Raw genomic sequence first — 16,824 nt, 5'->3', positions numbered from 1 at the left:
CTGCAGGCGCCGAACGACGGCGGCGGATGGGTCGGGCCGTTCGTCGCGAACCCGGCCGCGAGCGCGGCGAACTTCATCGGCATCGATATCACGCTGCCGTCGGGCCTCTTCTATGCGGCTAACGATGGTTCGCTGCAGCACCTGTCGCTGTCGTTCGAAGTGCAGGCGCAGCTGATCGATGACACGGGGGCGGCGACCGGCGGCTGGATAGCGCTGGATAGCCGTGTGCTGAGCATGGCGACGTCGCAGCCGCAGATGATCTCGTACCGTTATTCCGTTTCGCCGGGGCGCTATCAGGTACGTGCACGTCGTGTGTCCGCGCTCAATACCGACTCGCGGGCGCAAAATCGCATCCAGTGGGCCGCGCTGCGCGCGTATCTGCCGAGCGAACGCTTTTATGGCAATGTGACTTTGCTCGCGCTGCGTGCGCGTGCGACCAACTCGCTTAACTCGAGCACGGCGCACGACGTGAAGGTGATCGCCACGCGCAAGCTGCCGGTCTGGACCGGCTCGGGGTGGAGCGCGCCGCAACCGACGCGCAGCATCGCGTGGGCCATGCGGATGCCGCGCGTAACGACGACTACAGTCTCGGTCTGCCGGACCGGCGGATCGACATCGAGCAGCTCGCGTTGCTCGACGCGGTGTGGGCTTCGCGCGGCGACCAGTTCAATGGCGTGTTTGATTCGGTCGGCACGTTCTGGGATGCGCTCACGACGATCTGTGCGGCGGGCCGGGCGGTTCCGATGTACTTCGGCGGCGTCATCAGTGTCGTGCGCGACGGGGTCCGTTCCGTGCGCACGGCACTGTTCGGGCCGGACACGATCGTGCCAGGCTCGTTTGAAGTCGACTACGGTTTTTACAGTGCCGACTCGCCTGACTATGTGACGATCGAGTATATGGACGAGACGACGTGGTCGTGGCAGACCGTCTCGTGCATTCCGACCGGATCACCGGCGCTGAAGGAAAAGCGCATCCAGATGGTGGGGCCGACCAAACGCCGGCAGGCATGGGCCGAGGGGCTGTACAAAGCCTACGCGAACCGTGATCAGCGCAAGACCGTGAAGTTCACGACAGACGTCGGCGGGCTTATCCCGTTGTACGGCGATCTGGTGAGCGTATCGCACGATCTGCCGAAGTGGGGTATCTCCGGCACGGTCGACGGCTTCGATGGCGAGCGGGTGCACGTGAGCGAAGTGCTCGAATGGACACCGAAGACGCAGCACTATGTCTATTTCCGGCAGCGTAACGGCAGGCCAACGGACGCGCTGCGCGTGCTGCGGCCGGACGATGTGTCCGACGATCAGGAGATGATCCTCATTGACCCAGTGCCCGCCGGTTTTGTCTTCAGCGACGGATATTCGGAAGAGCCCACGATGTTCTCGTTCGGCCCGGCACGCGACAGGATCGCGCAAGACCTGCGGCTGATCAACGCGACGCCGCGCGACGATCAGGTTGAACTGACGTTCGTCAACAACGCAGACAGCCCGCATACGGCCGAGCTCGGCCTCGATCCGCCGCCGCCTGTCTCGCCGTCGCTGCTACCGGGCGTCGTGCACGCGCCGATCATCGCGCAGGTATCGGTGAACCAGAAGATCACGCCGGGCAGCGTGACGATCGTTGCAGCGCCCGCAGCCGGGGCGCTGCTGTACGACTATCAGGGCAGTCTCGATGGCGGCGCGACCTGGGTGCCGCTTGGCAGGTCGCCATCGAACACGCTGTCGGTGGCCGTGGCGCTCGGTCAGTGGGAGTTGCGCGTGCGCGCATTCGGCGCAAGCGGCCTGCCGGGGCCGTTCGCAGTCTGGACGGGCACCGTCGAGGAGTTCGTGTATCCGGCGGGCGCGCCTACGCTTTCATTGCGCGAACCGTTCACGGGCAACCAGCTGTCGATCGACATACAGCGTGCCGCAGGCGTCGACTTCTACGAGGTGCAGATCGTCGTGGGCGGTGTCATCCGGTACAGCGCGGATATGGCCTCGCAGAACTTCACCTGGACGCTCGACCAGGCGCGCGTATACGAAGCGGTTGATCCAACCTTCGACGTGCGCGTGGCGGCCGGCAACATCGAGGGCCTCGGGCCTGCGAGCTCGCTGACCGTCACGAGCACGCCGCCGCCGGCACCGTACGTCACGGCGTCGGCCACGGATAGCACAGTGACTTTGGGCATGAGCGTGCCGGGCTATCCGGGCATCGCAGGGTTCCGCGTGCTCACGCCCGATGGCGCGGTGGCATACGACGGCGCGGCCGGCACGTTCACGGTTGCGGCCGACGGCCAGGCGTACAGCGTGTTCGCGTACAACGCGTGGCAAAGCCTCTCCGCGCCGACGCTCGTGCTGGCATCGGCTGCACAGGACGGCGGCGGGGGCGGTGGCGGTGGTGGAAACAATCATTGAGTCAATCCTTGAGGGCCGCGTCAAGCGGCCTTTTTTATTTCCGAAGGGCAAGCATGGCACTCTCGACCATTGAAAAGATCAACCGCCTGTCGACCGATAGTGACCTTCTGCACGACGTGGTGCACGGCGGACCGGGCGAATCCGTACAGACCGAGGGCGGCGCTGTTCCGACGATCGCAAAGGCTGTTGCCGACGCCGAGGCCCGCATGCAGGCGGAGATCGACATCCTGCACGAGGTCACGCAAGGGGATGCGACGACGGTGGTGCAGACCGCGAGCGGGCCGGTCGACAGCATGGCGAAGGCGATCACGTCGCTCAGAGCGTTTAACTTTCGCGGCGACTGGGCCGCCGGCATGCAGCTGAACGTGAAAGACGTCGTCGCCTTTGCGGCGCTGGCGTATGTGTCGACGCAGGCAGGCGCGTTCGTATCGAACGACATCAACGCCGACATCGTCGCCGGCAGACTCGTCATTCATCAGGGCGCGACGCGCGAAGAGCTGGCCGCATCTGGCGGATCCACCCTGATCGGCTATCTGCCCGATGGTGAAAACGGTGCGCCGCTGACGGTGCACGCCAAGCTTGCGCAGTCCATCGATCTCGACGATTACGACACGTTTATCGCGGCGTGCAACGAGTCGATCGTGAAGGGTCGGTACGTCCGGCTCGCGGGTCGCAACTTCAACATTCCTGCGGGCACCGTGATTCCGGGTGGCGCCGACGTGCGGGGCGTGCATGGCCAGACGAGAGTCACCGTTGTCGGCAACGGGGCGCTTCTCTTCGGTGGCGATCGCGTCTCGCTGCGCAATATCGACTTCAGCGGCGGCACGTACGCACTGAACACCAACGGCAAGGTCAGGAACCGGATCGTGCGATGCGGCGTCACGGGCACGGCGATGCACGGCATCTACTGCGACAGCTCGCGTAACCTGTTCGAGCGCTGCGTGCTCGAGGGGTGCGGGCTGACCGGCATCGCGCTGTACGGTCCGAACGCGTATCGCAACCAGCTGATAGGCAATGAAGGGTCGGGTAACGGCAGCTTCGTGCTGTGGGTCGCAGCCGGCGCCAATCGCAACGAGCTTCAGGGGAACACGACCGAGGGCGGCAACGCGGCGGAACTGATCGGCGTCACGTATGACAGCTGGGCCAACCGCATCATTGGTAATCACGCGCAGGATACGCTCGATAACGGGATCTCCGTCACCGGCTATCGCAACGTCGTCATCGGCAACACGTGCATGTTGAATGCCAATCACGGCATCGGCATCTATGGTGAGCGCAATACCGTGGTCGGCAATACGTGTCTTAACAACGGGCAGGCGAATCTCACGGCGTCCGTGCAGCAGTATGCCGGTATCACGATGACGCCGGCCTTTGGCGGTCTCGCGCGCAAGAACATTGTCCATGGCAACACGTGCGACGACAATCAGGCAGTGAAGACGCAGCAATGGGGGCTGAAGGTCACGACCAATGCCCACATCCAGTGGACGGCGGGCATGCCGGTCGACGCCGGCCGGGCGTTCTGTTTCAACGGCCTGATCGTCTATCACACGAACGATACGGGCATCGCCGGCAACGCGCCGCCGGTCCATCGCGAGGGAACGGTAAGCGACGGCGCGATCAGCTGGACCGTCGTGGCGTCGAACCGCTGGACGCTCTCCGATCATCCCGCGTACTGGACGAGCGGTGATAACGTCAGGGCGGGCGCATTCCAGCGGTACGGCAACAACGTCTATCAGGCTGCAGGCGCCGGTGTCACGGGTGCGACGCCACCGACGCATCTTCTTGGCACGGCAAGCGATGGCGGCGTGTCGTGGATCTTCGTCGAGCAGTATCCGAACAATCTCGACGGGTGGGACAACGAGATCGGCTCGAACCAGGCGAACGGCAATGCACTCGGACCGTGGTCGGTGCAGACGTCGAATCCGCAGCGCATCAAACACACGGGCATGTTGCGCAACAGCGTCGACGGGCGGCTGCTCACCACCGACATCATTCCGTTGGCCCGCAACCCGGAGGGGGCGGTCACGGCGTCGCCTGGCGCGATTGCGCAGCGGCTGGACACGTCGACGACGCCCGGCATTGCGCTGTTTTCGAAACAGAGCGGGACCGGCAACATCGGCTGGCTGCCCGTCGCGCTGCGTCACCAGGGGCTGCTTGCGAACCGGCCCGATCTGAGCCCGCTTGGCAAAGGTGTGCGTGGCTACAAGTATTACGCGACGGACCTGACCGACTTCGGTCGAGAGCTCACGTGGCACGGCACGGGCTGGATCGATCCCGTCACCGGCCAGACCTATACCCCTGTCTAGGAGAAAGCATGGCACTTCAGAAAACGCTGGTCTTCCGCGGCATCCAGATCCCGAACGCGTACATCCGCATCATGCACGTCGCCGGCAAGATGTCGGTCGGCATTTACGTGAGCCTGCACGTGAACCGCGATCAGGATGCATACGACACGCGCGAATATAACTTCACGCCCAATCTGAACGACCCGATCCTGCGGCAGGCGTACGAGTTCGTGAAGAAGCAGGAGGAGTTCGCGGGAGCGCTCGATGTGCTCGAGGTGGGGCAGACAGCCTGACGACCGGACGGGTGTCAGCAAAGTAGCTTTGTCGAAAGCATCACAGGGGATGGCCGCCAGCTGGGCGGCCTTTTTTATGGCCGCTCGCAAAGTGGCTTTCTTTTACCGGGGTGTGTATGCCAGAAGACCAGATACCGGAGATCTCCGGTGAAACGCTGCAGCGCCTGAACCTGCGGCAGGAGGACGTGCACGAGCTGTCGAGATTCTTCGCGGCGTCGCTGCGCGAGAGCATGCGTAACGACTTCTATCGCGATGTCGGCAAGGGCTCGTTCGGGCTGGTGCGCAAAGCGGTCGTCGTCGTGCTGCTGTATCTCGCGTGGAAAGGCGCCGGTGCCGAACACGGCTGGATCGAACCGCTGCGCAAATTCCTCGTGGGCTGAACGATGAAACCCGAAGAATTCATTGCGGCGATCGCCCCGGCTGCACAGGATCTCGCGGCCCGCACGAAGATTCCCGCGAGCTTCACGGTGGCGCAGGCGGCGCTCGAATCGAGCTGGGGCGCATCGAAGCTCGCGCAGCTCGGCTTCAATCTGTTCGGTGTGAAGGCGGACCGCAGCTGGACAGGGCCGACGCTGTCGTTGCCGACGACGGAGTATCTCGGCGGCAAGCCCACGACGGTGCAGGCGCTCTGGCGCAAATACGACAGCTGGCTCGCGAGTCTCGAGGATCGCGCGAGATTCCTGCTCGATAACCCGCGTTACAGGGCGGCTTTCCTCTGCACTGACGGCGAGTCCTTCGCGGCTGCGGTACAGGCCGCCGGGTACGCGACCGATCCGCAATACGCCATGAAGATTCTCGCGATCATGCGCGGCAGGAATCTGCATTCGCTCGACGGGCCGGTTGCGTTGTCCTGAGTTTTTAACCGTTGTTTGTTCCGGCCGCCTCGAGCGGCCATTTTTATTGGGAGAGTGCAGTGGAAGCGAATGACAGGATGAAGTACGCGCTCGTCGTGCTCGCGTTTGCGGCATGGGGTGCGCTCGTGGTGTTGGGGAAGGCGGCGCCGGACCGCTATGTCGACGCCCTCGCTATTTCGATCACGGGTCTTGGCGTGCATGGTGCGACGAAGCGCCGTGCGAAGGGCACGGCGAGCGAGCTGGACGCAACTGCTGCGCCGGCGGCAAACGCGCCGGCAGCGGTCCAATGAGGCGCGCGCTCGCGCTGCTGCTTCTCGCGATCGGGCTCACCGGCTGCGATTCGCTGCAGTACGCCGGCATCGCCAATTACCGCATCGAGCCTCTGACGGACGCAGCCGGCACGCCGACCGGCTGCTGCGTGCTGATGGTGCACAACGGCAAGCAGTACGCGACCGTCGATGCAACGTTCTCGCGCACGCCAGCTGGCGATTACTCAATCTCGCTCCGCGAAACCGATGTTCAGGCTTTCAAGGGGCAGGCCGTCGCCGCGTCTGCGGCATCCGACGCCGCTGCAGCAGCTGCATCTGCTGCCGTATCGGCAATCAAAACCCTCCGATAGGAAATCCCTTATGAAACGCACCTTGATGCTGCTTGCGGCAGGCCTTGCCGCGACCACGTTCCTGCTGCTCGGCGGCTGTTCGTCCGCGCAGTTGCAAACGGCTGAGTCGTTCCAGAAGAACATCGACAACGCGTGTCTTGTCGCGCAAGCGACGATCAGCGACGTGAAGGCCGCGCAGCTCGATACGGGCGACCTGACGAAGCTGATGGACGATGTAGACAAGGCGTGCGACGCGAACGCGTCGATCGATACGTCGAGCGTCACGAGCCTCGCGAAAACGTCCATCCCGGCCGCGATCGGGATCGTCCAGTCCTCCGGGCTCTCCGACGCGAAGAAGAAGGCGATCAGGGACGGCCTGCTGGTTTTCCAGGCGGCCCTGCTGAATGCACTGCTGCTTTACGGCGGCGATCAACCGGTGCCGGATGCGCCGGCGCCGGCATCAACGACGGTGGCGACGCAATGACGCCCATCCGGGTCGCGCTCAGTGGCTCGGGCTTTCGCCTCAGCGCCCATCTCGGGGCGCTGTGGGCGATCGTCGAGGCGGGCTATCGGATCATCGAACTGGCCGGCACGTCGGGCGGCTCGATCGTCGCGGCGCTGTATGCATCGGGCGTGAATCTGAAGGACATGCGCGAGCTGTGCATGTCACTCGACTGGTCGCCGATGATGCGTTTTTCTCCGTGGTCGATGCTCACGGGAAAGGGACTTTGCTCCGGCGATGCGTTGCAGCGCTTTCTGCTGCAGGCCACGCAGGGCAAGACGTTTGCCTCGGTCGATATCGAGCTGAAAGCGATCGCGGCGGATCTGCTGACGGAAAAGGAATTTCTGTTCAGCCGCGAGCGCACGCCTGACGTTCCTATCGCGATCGCGGCGCGTGCGAGCGCGTCGATTCCAATCGTGTTTCCGCCGGTCGCATGCGCGGGGGCCATGCTGGTCGACGGCGGGACGTGCGACAACGTGCCGGCGAGCGACCTGACCGTCGACGGGATCCGGCGCATCGGCATCTATCTCGTGTCGGACGATGAACCGCTCGCACCCGGTAACTACGGGTTGAGTACGCTCGCGCCGCGCATCATCGATCTGATGCTCAGTTCGAACGAGGCTGCCCACGTTGCGCTCGATACGGCGAACGGCGCGGAGATCGTACGCGTGCCGACCGGGTATGCGAGCAGCTTCGATCGCAATATGCCGATTGAGTTGCGGCAACGTCTCTTCGATGACGGGTATGCGGAGACCGCGCGGGCGCTGCGCGTTCAGCGGCGATCGCCGGCGCCCCTTGTCGAACTGAGCACCTCGTAACAGCACAAAGCAACTTTGCTCGCGCGTCACGGCGCGAGAAAGACAGGACGGCCGGGGGCATGTTCGAGCATTCCCCCGGCCACCTTTCCACTGCATCAGCCAGTGAATTAGCCAAGGCCCTGCAGCCTACCGGTAGGCGGGGCGGATTCTAACCCAAAAAATTAAGGCAATTCCACATATGGCTACACCTATCGTTCCATGGATCGGCGGCAAGCGCCGCCTCGCAGACCATCTGATTCCGCGTTTTCCCGAGCACGATTGCTACGTTGAGGTATTCGCGGGCGGGGCCGCGCTCTACTTCATGCGTCCGCCGGCAAAGGTGGAGGTGATCAACGATATCAACGGAGAGCTGGTGAACCTGTATCGCGTCGTGCAGCACCACCTCGAGGAGTTCGTGCGGCAGTTCAAGTGGGCGTTATCGAGTCGCCAGGTGTTCAGGTGGTTGCAGGATACCGTTCCGGAAACGCTCACCGATATCCAGCGCGCAGCTCGTTTTTACTATCTGCAGCACAACTGCTTCGGCGCAAAGATCGAGGGACAGACGTTCGGAACGGCGACGACAACGCCGCCAGGCCTGAACCTGCTTCGGCTCGAAGAAACGTTGTCGGCCGCACACTTGCGATTGTCGCAAACGTACATTGAGCATCTGGACTGGAAAGCGTGCATTGATCGCTATGACCGGCCGCGCACGCTGTTTTATCTGGACCCGCCGTATTGGGAGACGGAAGGCTACGGTGTATCGTTTCCGTTCCACGAATACGAGGCGATGGCATTGATGCTGCGGTCAATCAAAGGCAGGGCGATCGTGAGTCTGAACGACCATCCGGCGATTCGGCAGGCATTCGAAGGGTTTCACATTGAACACGTGGATGTGAAGTACACCGTCGCCGGTGGCGGTCGCGATGCTGCGCGGAGGGAGGTGATCATTTTCAGCTGGAATGATGCTAGAGAGCCGGCGGGGCTGTTCTAACTGAGCCGCATCCTCGCATGCCATACACAGTACTGCCTTTCAAGCGCCCACCATCCCGCCCTTTTCGGTTGCCAGTGCTTGCGTGATGGCGAAGCGGGCGAACAGTGGCGTTGGCCTGCGAAGCGCGCTCTGGGTGTGCCGCGCTTTGCGGACCCGTTCGACAGACTGTTTCGGCCGCTCGTTGTTGTTCGCGAGGTCATATAAGTCTTCAGGCTCGAATATTGCGTGCTGCACGTAGTTCTGGCCTGGCGCCTGGCCGGGTAGGCATTTGCATCCGCTAAAAAAGTGAACGACGATACCACATCAGCCGGCGAGTTCAGTTCCGTCTGGCTTCGGTTATGGGCCGAATCGACCGACGAATACTCGATTTTTGCCCTGTCCCCCGACGGCAACGTGATGACCTGGAATCCAGGTGGCGAGCGGATCCAAGGTTATGAGGCCGATGAAATTATAGGGCAGCGATTTTCCATTTTTTACACGGAGACGGACCGGGCCTCAGGCGTGCCTGAAGCAGAGCTCCGGGCTGCGACCGCTTCCGGACGCCATGTCAGTGAAGGCTGGCGCCTGCGGAAGGACGGCACCACGTTCTGGACTAACGTCGTCTTTACGGCACTTCGTGACGGCGACGGCCAGCTCCTCGGCTTCGGCATGGTCGTTCATGACGTCACTGACAAAAAGGCGGCTCATGATGCGGTGATCGAGAGCGAGCGGAGCTTCCGCCTCCTGGTTCAGGGCGTTACCGACTACGCCATCTTCATGCTGTCGCCCGAGGGGCGGGTGACAAGCTGGAACTCGGGCGCGCGGCGGATCAAGGGATACAGCGAACGCGAAATCGTCGGCTCGCATTTCTCCAGGTTTTACACCCCGGAGGACATCGAGGCCGGCGTGCCGTTCCGCGCGCTCGAGACGGCGAGACGCGAAGGCCGTTTCGAGGCGGAGGGCTGGCGGGTGCGCCAGGACGGGAGCCGTTTCTGGGCGCACGTGGTAATTGATGCAATCCGTGAGAACGGCGAGGTTGTCGGGTTTGCGAAGGTCACCCGGGACGTTACCGAGCGTCGGCGCGCAGCGGAAACGCTGGAGCAGACGCAGCGGGCTCTCTTCCAGTCGCAAAAAATGGAGGCGCTGGGAAACTTGACCGGCGGGGTGGCGCACGATTTCAACAATGTTCTGCAAGTGCTCCGGGGGAACCTCGAACTGCTGGAAAACAGACACGGTCGCGACGCCTGGAGTGCTGAGCGCCTGGGCAAGGCGATTGACGCCGTGGACCGTGGGGCGAAACTCGCCTCGCAACTGCTCGCCTTCGGCCGCCAGCAACCCCTGGCGCCGGTCGTCATCAACCCGGCACGTCAGCTTCGCGCGCTGGACGACCTGTTGCGCCGGGCGCTGGGCGAGACGATCGAGATCGAGTCCGTTGTCGCGGGCGGTCTCTGGAACGTCCTCGTCGATCCGCATCAGCTGGAAAACGTGATTCTCAATCTGGCCATCAACGCACGTGACGCCATGCCGGACGGCGGCAAGCTCACGCTCGAACTGGCCAACGCAACGCTTGATGACGAATACGTATCGTCGGTGCCTGACGTCAGTGCCGGACAGTACGTCATGCTGGCCGTTACGGACACGGGAACTGGCATGAGTCAGGAAGTGATGGGGCGGGCCTTTGATCCCTTCTTCAGCACGAAACCGGAGGGCCGGGGCACTGGCCTCGGGCTGAGCATGGCATATGGTTTTGTCAAACAGAGTGGCGGACACATCAGGCTCTACAGCGAGATTGGCGAGGGAACCACCGTCAGGATCTATCTGCCCCGCTCCACCGGGACGGCAGTGGAAGCCGAAACGCTTACCATGCACAGTATGAAGCGGGGCGAAGAGACGATTCTCGTCGTGGAGGATGACCTGCAGGTCCAGTCGACGGTTGTCGAACTCCTTACCGGTCTCGGTTATTCGGTGCTGAAAGCAAACAACGCGGAGCAGGCACTGGCTGTCGTCGCGAGCGGCGTACATATCGATCTGCTGTTCACGGACGTTGTGATGCCCGGTGCGCTGCGCAGTCCCGAGATGGCACGACGAGCCATCCAGATGTTGCCAGGACTGAAGGTCCTTTTTACCTCCGGCTATACCCAGAACGCGATCGTTCACGGTGGCCGCTTGGACCCGGGGGTGGAACTGCTAAGCAAACCATACAGCCGCCAGCAACTGGCCATGAAGGTGCGGCGCGTGCTCGGCGACGGCGATAGCAAGGCGACAAGACAGAAGGCGGCTGAATCCGGTCGTGAGTCCAATGTCCGGGTAGCGCTCGATGAAGAAGTGCGCGTTCTCGCGGTAGACGATGACAAGGCGTCGCTCGACGCGCTATGTGAGCTTCTGCTGCTGCTAGGAACGAAGGCGCAACATGCGGATAGCGCAGAAGGGGCTCTCCGGGCGCTACAGGGAAGCGACTTTGACATTCTTCTGACAGACCTCGTGATGCCCGACATGCCGGGGGTGGAACTCGCGCGCCGTGCAGTTGCGATTCGTCCAGACCTCCAGGTAATCTTTATTTCCGGGAACAGCCCGCCGGCTTGGGAGACACTACCGTTCGACTGGTCGGCGCTGCGCAAGCCGTACACGCTCGCGCAGTTAGAGGATGCGCTGCAGTCCGCAAGAAACCGGCAGGCGAAGCCGCGACCAGGCGGCAATTCCAGTGGAACACGCGAGGCAAGCCACACGCCGGACTCCGCTGGCGAGGCATCGTCAGGGGAACAGTAGCCGCCAGCACTACTGCGAAACACGTGCGCACCATGACATGCGCAGCGTCCAGGCCTCGCAATATTTGTCCCATGCACCTCCGTGTCGAATGTTGCAGGTTCAGGAGTGCAGATTGATTTTGCAAGCGAGGTCGAATTCGGCGTGCTATCAGAACTATGCGTTGCGCTGCTCAGGCGCGCTGATGGGTCTCACGGGCGTGCGGCTGATCGCCGTGCTGCATGCCGTCGCGGTATGCGCTCGCACGTGCAAAAACAGTCCGTACAGGCCTTGGCCAACATCGCGGTGGTGTCGCGCCGGGCGACCCGGAACCTGTCCAGCTTGATGCCAAGCGCGGATGAGCAGTCGGCACCGTAGGGTCCGCGGTCTTCCGGCAACTTCGTCAGCCACCGCATGACTTCCGTCAGCTCCCGCTCGCAATCGGCGATCTCCGCGTCCACGTTCAGCAGCTTGACGAGGAGATCCAGATAATATGTTTCATTCACGCCTTCGCCTCATGTCGATCGCCGTCTGATCGCCAGCGCCGCAGTTGCTGTTCCTGCCCAGATCGGCGACAACATGCCGGCCCTGAAGCGTCCCAAACCCTGTCCGTGTACCGGGCAGTCGCCAGTTCGCAATCGATTATCTGTGGCTCGCATGTGTAGCTCACACTCCCTCAAGTGGCATTTAGGCACGCGATGTGCTGTCCGCTCCAGTACCAGCGGCGCCGTATGCGCGAGTGCCGTCATTCTGTGCTCCGGCGCGGCGCGATACCGAAAGCAGACGCGGAGGCGACAATGCGAATTCACCCGACAGACGGCGGCCCATCGGTCGATCGTCTTAACACCGTACCCGACACGTCGAGTCCCGCCTATGCGAGCCGGCACCCTGTCACGCGCGCCTTCGATGCCTTTGCGGCTGCCGTCACGCGATGGGCCGGCTCGCCAGTCGCTTTCAGCATTGCAGTAATGGCGATTGTTTTATGGATCATCACAGGGCCGCTCTTTCACTATTCAGATGGATGGCAACTCGTGATCAATACAGGCACCACGATCGTCACGTTCCTGATGGTGTTTCTGATCCAGCAGAGCCAGAACAAGGACAGCGTCGCTGTCCATCTGAAGCTTAACGAACTGCTCGCTTCGCATCACGATGCGAGCAACAGGCTGATCGGGATAGAGGATGCATCAGAAAACGACTTGCGACGCATTGCGGCCGCCTACCTCGAGCTCGCCGAAAAAGCAGGGCGACGCTCCGATGGTGCAGAGCAGATCGGCGATTCGGTAGAGCAGGCCCGCGCGGGTGCCAGCGAGAGCGCCAGACATGGCTGCGGCGGGACGCAGGGCAACTGATCATGGTGCGCCGGAAGCTTCGCATCGTGCCGACAGGCAAGGCACGCACCGAAAGCCGCGAGGATTACCACATCTTCGTCACGGCCAGAGCCTTGCCGAACGGGCAATTCCTCGGCGATCTGTCGCTCGTGCGCAGGACGGACGGCCGTCTGCTCTATCCCTTTGAAGGTGCCGCGAGCATCGGACCGTTCGAGTCGGTCAAGGAAGCGAGGGCCGCAGCGACATCGCAGGCCGAAAAGATCATCGATGCGGACATCGCCCATCCGGAGCCGTGACCCGGCGGGTCGTCGACATCGTCAAATGCGCCCAGACGCAGGTCAACCAGATACTTGTCCGCTAGTCGCACGTCAAATCGGGACGGCCGCTTCCTTTTCGCGCGCCCCGGGAAAGGCGCAGCGCCCGCCGTCGATCGGCTTTGCGCTCGAGCATGTCGGCATTGGCGCCGTCGATGAATCGCAGTACATCATCGAGCGGACGCAGTCGCCGCATGAGCCGGTACCACACACATCAGAGCCGTTCAACGCCGCTATATGCCTGTCCGTTTCGCGCGCGCCCCTTGCTGCCTGTTCGTCCGAATCCATGAAGGTTTCCTGTCACCGTTACATGGTCCGGGTAATGTGGCGCATTCCCGATCTCGCTGCTCCGGCGGGCATTAATTCGCGCAGCGGACAGCTCGTGAAAGGATGCCCTGCCGGACCAGTCCGATCCCGTTGAACATCGGTCGGGAACATCCTGTCATTCGCGGCTGCCCTTGCCGCCAGAGGCGCAGGTCCGCGGTAATCGCACCGTAAAGCTGGTGGCGTTCGCATCCGACGCTGCAGAAATGTTTCCGCCGTGCGACACAACGATCTGACGCGCGATGAACAGGCCAAGACCCAGTCCGGCGCCAGCGCGGCGCGGCTCGGTTTGTGTGGACCGGCGTATCAGCGGATCGAATAGGCGGTCAAGTTCGCTGTCCGGGATCGGCTCGCCTTCGTTACTGACGACGATGTATACGCTGTCCGCCTCTCCCCGCGTCGACAATCTAACCACAGCGCCACGTCGCCCGTGCTCGATGGCATTTTCAAGCAGATTCGTAATTACCTGGGCCAGGCGCGCGGCATCCCACTCGCCAGCGAGATCGCCGCCAGAGTTCCAGCGGATTTCTTCATCCATATGAAGCGCGGACAGCTCCGCAAGCGCCTGCTGGCAGATGTTGCCGAGGTTGACCGGTTCAGGATTCACCGGAAGGGCGCCGCCAATGCGGGTACGGGTAAAATCGAGCAGATCGTCGAGCATTCGCTGGATGCGCGCGCAGCTGCGCTGTACCACCGCAATGGAGCGCAGCGCGGAGGCTGGTTGCTCCTCGAGCCGCATCAGGTATTCGACCGACATGGAGATGGCACCGAGCGGTGTCCGCAGGTCGTGCGCCAGTATTCCGATGAACTGGTCCCGCGTGCGGACCATGCCGGACCAGTAGCGGGCAACAGCCTCAGTCAGTGCCTCATCGACTGCGTTGTTGAAGCGCACGAGCTCATGCAGCGCTGCCGGGTCCATCTGCGCATCAGCGGGTAGCCAGCGTTTCACTACACTGGCACGCAGCAGCCGGTAATCCTCCGTCAGATCGTTCAGCGAGTAGCCGCTTGCCGGCAAACTTACCGGTTGCACATCGAAACCGGACTCGCCGCCCGGAAGGCGTTCAGATGACATCGCGCCGGGCGGGCCAGCGGCGTCGTGTCCAGCCTGTGGGCGGCGCATGCGGTCGACGATGTCGAGCAGAGTCCGGCGCGCGGTTTGCTGAAGTTCTGTCCGGGCAATACCCCCGATGGCTCGTAACGTGCGCGCAGCCGAGAGCCGGTCGTCAACCAGGGCCTCCAGATTTTCGTTAATGAACTCGCAGAGATCCATACTCCCTCCAGAGGAACGGCTGGCGAAGGCACTGAGCTGTATGGCGGTGACTGCGAGAAACACGTGCCCGCGCGTTTCGCAGCGGTGAGCGACACTTCTGGATGCAGCAGCGAGGATAATGGTTATTGACGATGATACGCGCACTGGCCTGCCAGTCGAGGCCTGCTCAACACGAACGGCTGGACGCTCGTCATGTGAGCGGCGCCGAGTAGGCGCGCACGCAGGTTCGATCCTTGACGCCGCATCTTTTCATCATTGATGGACCATGCCCGAAACAGATGGTTTCCAGGTGGCGCGCATTCTGCGCTCCATGCAGGCGTCGAGAAACACCACTGATTGCCTACACGTCGCTCTCGACGGCCGACCTGCGCGAAAAAGGGCCGCTTGAGGACTTCGATGGCTACTACCGGAAAGGGTCTCCGCCCGATGAGCTAGTTGGTCTGGTCGCGCGATTTATTCGAGGATCAGGCGCCAGAAACGGTGACGTTGTACACGACGCCGCCCCGAGGGGCGCAAAATGAATGCGCGGAGCACGTCGACCGCAGAGGCACGAGTGGTCGGTGCGCGCCAATCCGTGACGCATGACAAGTCTGGCGTTCAGCCGTGTCCCGGAGGCTGTCGCATGATTGACCGGGTGGGCTTGATGCCTTTGATGTGGAATCCGTCCGGACCGGTCAGCTGCGCCCACTGCCCTTCGTCCGTTTCGAATCTTACGGCCTCAAGATTGCCGCGACCTTCGTATGCCACATATGTGACGACGAACATCGCGCGCATGGCGGTGGCTTCGCGCTCGAAGTCTTCGCCGGTCAATCCTTCAGCATCGAGATCGCTGGCGATTTCCTCTTCGGTCAAAGGCGCGGTCACTTCCTCGACGAAAATTTTTTCACCGGCGCGGTTTTCCCAAACGGAATAAAGCGGCGGGCGATCGGTAGTCATGTCTCGATTCCTTTTGATGGAATTCAGTGCCCCTTGCATGCAAAACGGCGCGCGGCGGTGGCGCTGCTGCTGCTTCCCGTGTCTCTGCGGGGCGCAGGCGATCCGGCGGCTGCACCGATGGATACGTTGGTCATAGTCCGTCGCAAAGTTGCTTTGGTGTTAGTTTAAAGCGCGCAAGCGCGCAACAGCAATCATCCCGGTCTTCTGCTTGCGGCCAATACCAGCCCTTCGACTGCTTCAAATTGATGCCGCAAAGCGGACATTCGAGAACAACTGAAAACGAGTCGTCTTTCCAAAGTCGTATCCCCTCGGTGATCCGCTGACCTATTCTGTAGCGGCCCTCAGGGCCGCCGCGAAGACATCGCGGGCGGATGTCGCGCCCGGGACGTGCTCCGTACCCTCGACGCCGAGGTCCATCCAGCCTGAGTTGACGGCGTCATACATCGCTTCGGCCGGTCCCGTCTGGCCCTTCGGAACGCCGAGCTGCTCGAACGCTGCCGGCCACCCGGCCCGCGGTACAGCAAAAGCGTTGACGTCGACCTTCAGGACTTCACCCAGTTGTGTCGCTACTTCATCCGCACTGACCATCGAACCGAGCTCGATGGCGCGATGCCCCGACCATGCCCGCCCGGCCAGAAGCGCTGCGACTTCGGCGCCGATGTCGTTGGTCGCGACCATGGTCGATTTCCGATCGGTCGGGTTGTAGTAGACGGGGAGCGTGCCACCTTGGGCAACATGCAAGCCGTAAAGGAAGTTTTCAAAAAATCCGCCGGCGCGCACATAGGCGATCGGCAATGTCAGGTCGCGAAATCCTTGCTCCAGAAGCGACAGCGCCGTGATCATCCCCAGCCCGCTGGTTCTGTTCGCCCCCATCGACGAAAGCGCAACCACTCGTGGCGGCGATGCCCTGGTGAGCGCCTCGACATAGTTTGCAATCACGCCCCTGGCTTCTTTGAAATCGGGCGAGGGCGCCCAGACAGCCGGCAACATGACGAACGCGCCTTCGACACCCTTGAGCGCGTGCTCGATGGCTGCCGAATCATTCCAATCGCCGTCTACCAGTTCCACGCCCCGGTTCTCCCACTGAGCCGCCTTCTCGCGATTGCGGACGAGCGCGCGTACTTTCTTGCCGTGCGCCAACAGATGTTCTGCCGTTGCGCCGCCTACTTTTCCCGTGATTCCCGTTACTAAAAACATATGCTTTCTCCGGATATTGAC

General features: G+C 62.4%; 17 protein-coding genes. 13 read left to right on the top strand and 4 right to left on the bottom strand.

Translation table 11 applies throughout. The features are described 5' to 3' along the window. Nucleotides 1-548 precede the first annotated feature (548 nt). From QYH69_RS29335 to QYH69_RS29285, 11 genes are all read left to right on the top strand, one after another. Nucleotides 549-2,390 carry a host specificity factor TipJ family phage tail protein gene (locus QYH69_RS29335; protein ID WP_308835193.1) on the top strand — a complete coding sequence of 614 codons (1,842 nt, stop codon included), beginning with the start codon at nucleotides 549-551 and terminating at the stop codon, nucleotides 2,388-2,390. Between the two features lie 53 nt (nucleotides 2,391-2,443). Next, the gene (locus QYH69_RS29330) at nucleotides 2,444-4,696 is read left to right on the top strand and encodes a right-handed parallel beta-helix repeat-containing protein (protein WP_308835192.1); all 2,253 of its coding nucleotides are present in this window, start codon (nucleotides 2,444-2,446) and stop codon (nucleotides 4,694-4,696) included. 8 nt (nucleotides 4,697-4,704) lie between these two features. Further along, on the top strand, nucleotides 4,705-4,968 hold the full coding sequence (locus QYH69_RS29325) for a hypothetical protein (RefSeq protein WP_308835191.1): 264 nt from the start codon (nucleotides 4,705-4,707) through the stop codon (nucleotides 4,966-4,968). A gap of 116 nt (nucleotides 4,969-5,084) precedes the next feature. Further along, nucleotides 5,085-5,348 carry a hypothetical protein gene (locus QYH69_RS29320; protein WP_308835190.1) on the top strand — a complete coding sequence of 88 codons (264 nt, stop codon included), beginning with the start codon at nucleotides 5,085-5,087 and terminating at the stop codon, nucleotides 5,346-5,348. A gap of 3 nt (nucleotides 5,349-5,351) precedes the next feature. Further along, on the top strand, nucleotides 5,352-5,822 hold the full coding sequence (locus QYH69_RS29315) for a glucosaminidase domain-containing protein (protein ID WP_308835189.1): 471 nt from the start codon (nucleotides 5,352-5,354) through the stop codon (nucleotides 5,820-5,822). A gap of 59 nt (nucleotides 5,823-5,881) precedes the next feature. After that, on the top strand, nucleotides 5,882-6,112 hold the full coding sequence (locus tag QYH69_RS29310) for a hypothetical protein (RefSeq protein ID WP_308835188.1): 231 nt from the start codon (nucleotides 5,882-5,884) through the stop codon (nucleotides 6,110-6,112). Further along, the gene (locus tag QYH69_RS29305; RefSeq protein WP_308835187.1) at nucleotides 6,109-6,441 is read left to right on the top strand and encodes a hypothetical protein; all 333 of its coding nucleotides are present in this window, start codon (nucleotides 6,109-6,111) and stop codon (nucleotides 6,439-6,441) included. The genes QYH69_RS29310 and QYH69_RS29305 overlap by 4 nt, the downstream gene beginning before the upstream one ends. A gap of 10 nt (nucleotides 6,442-6,451) precedes the next feature. Continuing rightward, nucleotides 6,452-6,904 (top strand): hypothetical protein, encoded by a 453-nt coding sequence (locus QYH69_RS29300; protein ID WP_308835186.1) that lies wholly within the window; start codon nucleotides 6,452-6,454, stop codon nucleotides 6,902-6,904. Beyond that, a complete protein-coding gene (locus QYH69_RS29295) occupies nucleotides 6,901-7,740 on the top strand; it encodes a patatin-like phospholipase family protein (RefSeq protein ID WP_308835185.1) in 840 nt (279 codons plus the stop codon). Before QYH69_RS29300 ends, QYH69_RS29295 begins: the two co-directional genes overlap by 4 nt. A 178-nt stretch (nucleotides 7,741-7,918) precedes the next feature. Next, nucleotides 7,919-8,710, top strand: a complete 792-nt coding sequence (locus QYH69_RS29290) for a DNA adenine methylase (protein WP_308835184.1) — start codon at nucleotides 7,919-7,921, stop codon at nucleotides 8,708-8,710. A 285-nt stretch (nucleotides 8,711-8,995) separates the two neighbouring features. Further along, nucleotides 8,996-11,455: a PAS domain S-box protein gene (locus tag QYH69_RS29285; protein ID WP_308835183.1), complete on the top strand. Its 2,460-nt coding sequence runs from the start codon at nucleotides 8,996-8,998 to the stop codon at nucleotides 11,453-11,455. A 188-nt stretch (nucleotides 11,456-11,643) separates the two neighbouring features. On the opposite strand, the gene QYH69_RS29280 is transcribed toward QYH69_RS29285, so the two are convergent. After that, nucleotides 11,644-11,937 (bottom strand): hypothetical protein, encoded by a 294-nt coding sequence (locus QYH69_RS29280; RefSeq protein WP_308835182.1) that lies wholly within the window; start codon nucleotides 11,935-11,937, stop codon nucleotides 11,644-11,646. Between the two features lie 291 nt (nucleotides 11,938-12,228). Between QYH69_RS29280 and QYH69_RS29275 the strand changes: the two genes are divergently transcribed. Both QYH69_RS29275 and QYH69_RS29270 read left to right on the top strand, forming a co-directional pair. Next, a complete protein-coding gene (locus QYH69_RS29275; RefSeq protein WP_308835181.1) occupies nucleotides 12,229-12,783 on the top strand; it encodes a low affinity iron permease family protein in 555 nt (184 codons plus the stop codon). A gap of 2 nt (nucleotides 12,784-12,785) precedes the next feature. Next, a complete protein-coding gene (locus tag QYH69_RS29270) occupies nucleotides 12,786-13,058 on the top strand; it encodes a DUF6723 family protein (protein WP_308835180.1) in 273 nt (90 codons plus the stop codon). 460 nt (nucleotides 13,059-13,518) lie between these two features. On the opposite strand, the gene QYH69_RS29265 is transcribed toward QYH69_RS29270, so the two are convergent. The 3 genes from QYH69_RS29265 to QYH69_RS29255 form a co-directional block, all read right to left on the bottom strand. Beyond that, entirely contained in the window at nucleotides 13,519-14,670 is a 1,152-nt protein-coding gene (locus tag QYH69_RS29265) for a HAMP domain-containing sensor histidine kinase (protein WP_308835179.1), read from the bottom strand. Between the two features lie 597 nt (nucleotides 14,671-15,267). Beyond that, nucleotides 15,268-15,606 carry a hypothetical protein gene (locus tag QYH69_RS29260; protein WP_308835178.1) on the bottom strand — a complete coding sequence of 113 codons (339 nt, stop codon included), beginning with the start codon at nucleotides 15,604-15,606 and terminating at the stop codon, nucleotides 15,268-15,270. Nucleotides 15,607-15,930: 324 nt separating this feature from the next. Beyond that, a complete protein-coding gene (locus tag QYH69_RS29255) occupies nucleotides 15,931-16,803 on the bottom strand; it encodes an NmrA family NAD(P)-binding protein (RefSeq protein WP_308835177.1) in 873 nt (290 codons plus the stop codon). Nucleotides 16,804-16,824 lie beyond the last annotated feature (21 nt).

Origin of the sequence: Paraburkholderia sp. SARCC-3016, from assembly GCF_031119615.1 — a bacterium.
Taxonomy (GTDB): domain Bacteria; phylum Pseudomonadota; class Gammaproteobacteria; order Burkholderiales; family Burkholderiaceae; genus Paraburkholderia.
This window is presented reverse-complemented; position numbering and strand designations above follow the sequence as displayed.

Excerpts from the sequence above, each read along its gene's own strand:
- QYH69_RS29300 (WP_308835186.1), top strand. The coding sequence starts at position 6,452 with ATGAAACGCACCTTGATGCTGCTTGCGGCAGGCCTTGCCGCGACCACG.
- QYH69_RS29270 (WP_308835180.1), top strand. The coding sequence starts at position 12,786 with ATGGTGCGCCGGAAGCTTCGCATCGTGCCGACAGGCAAGGCACGCACC.
- QYH69_RS29290 (WP_308835184.1), top strand. The coding sequence starts at position 7,919 with ATGGCTACACCTATCGTTCCATGGATCGGCGGCAAGCGCCGCCTCGCA.
- QYH69_RS29315 (WP_308835189.1), top strand. The coding sequence starts at position 5,352 with ATGAAACCCGAAGAATTCATTGCGGCGATCGCCCCGGCTGCACAGGAT.
- QYH69_RS29260 (WP_308835178.1), bottom strand. The coding sequence starts at position 15,606 with ATGACTACCGATCGCCCGCCGCTTTATTCCGTTTGGGAAAACCGCGCC.
- QYH69_RS29265 (WP_308835179.1), bottom strand. The coding sequence starts at position 14,670 with ATGGATCTCTGCGAGTTCATTAACGAAAATCTGGAGGCCCTGGTTGAC.
- QYH69_RS29330 (WP_308835192.1), top strand. The coding sequence starts at position 2,444 with ATGGCACTCTCGACCATTGAAAAGATCAACCGCCTGTCGACCGATAGT.
- QYH69_RS29305 (WP_308835187.1), top strand. The coding sequence starts at position 6,109 with ATGAGGCGCGCGCTCGCGCTGCTGCTTCTCGCGATCGGGCTCACCGGC.
- QYH69_RS29320 (WP_308835190.1), top strand. The coding sequence starts at position 5,085 with ATGCCAGAAGACCAGATACCGGAGATCTCCGGTGAAACGCTGCAGCGC.
- QYH69_RS29295 (WP_308835185.1), top strand. The coding sequence starts at position 6,901 with ATGACGCCCATCCGGGTCGCGCTCAGTGGCTCGGGCTTTCGCCTCAGC.
- QYH69_RS29275 (WP_308835181.1), top strand. The coding sequence starts at position 12,229 with ATGCGAATTCACCCGACAGACGGCGGCCCATCGGTCGATCGTCTTAAC.
- QYH69_RS29255 (WP_308835177.1), bottom strand. The coding sequence starts at position 16,803 with ATGTTTTTAGTAACGGGAATCACGGGAAAAGTAGGCGGCGCAACGGCA.
- QYH69_RS29325 (WP_308835191.1), top strand. The coding sequence starts at position 4,705 with ATGGCACTTCAGAAAACGCTGGTCTTCCGCGGCATCCAGATCCCGAAC.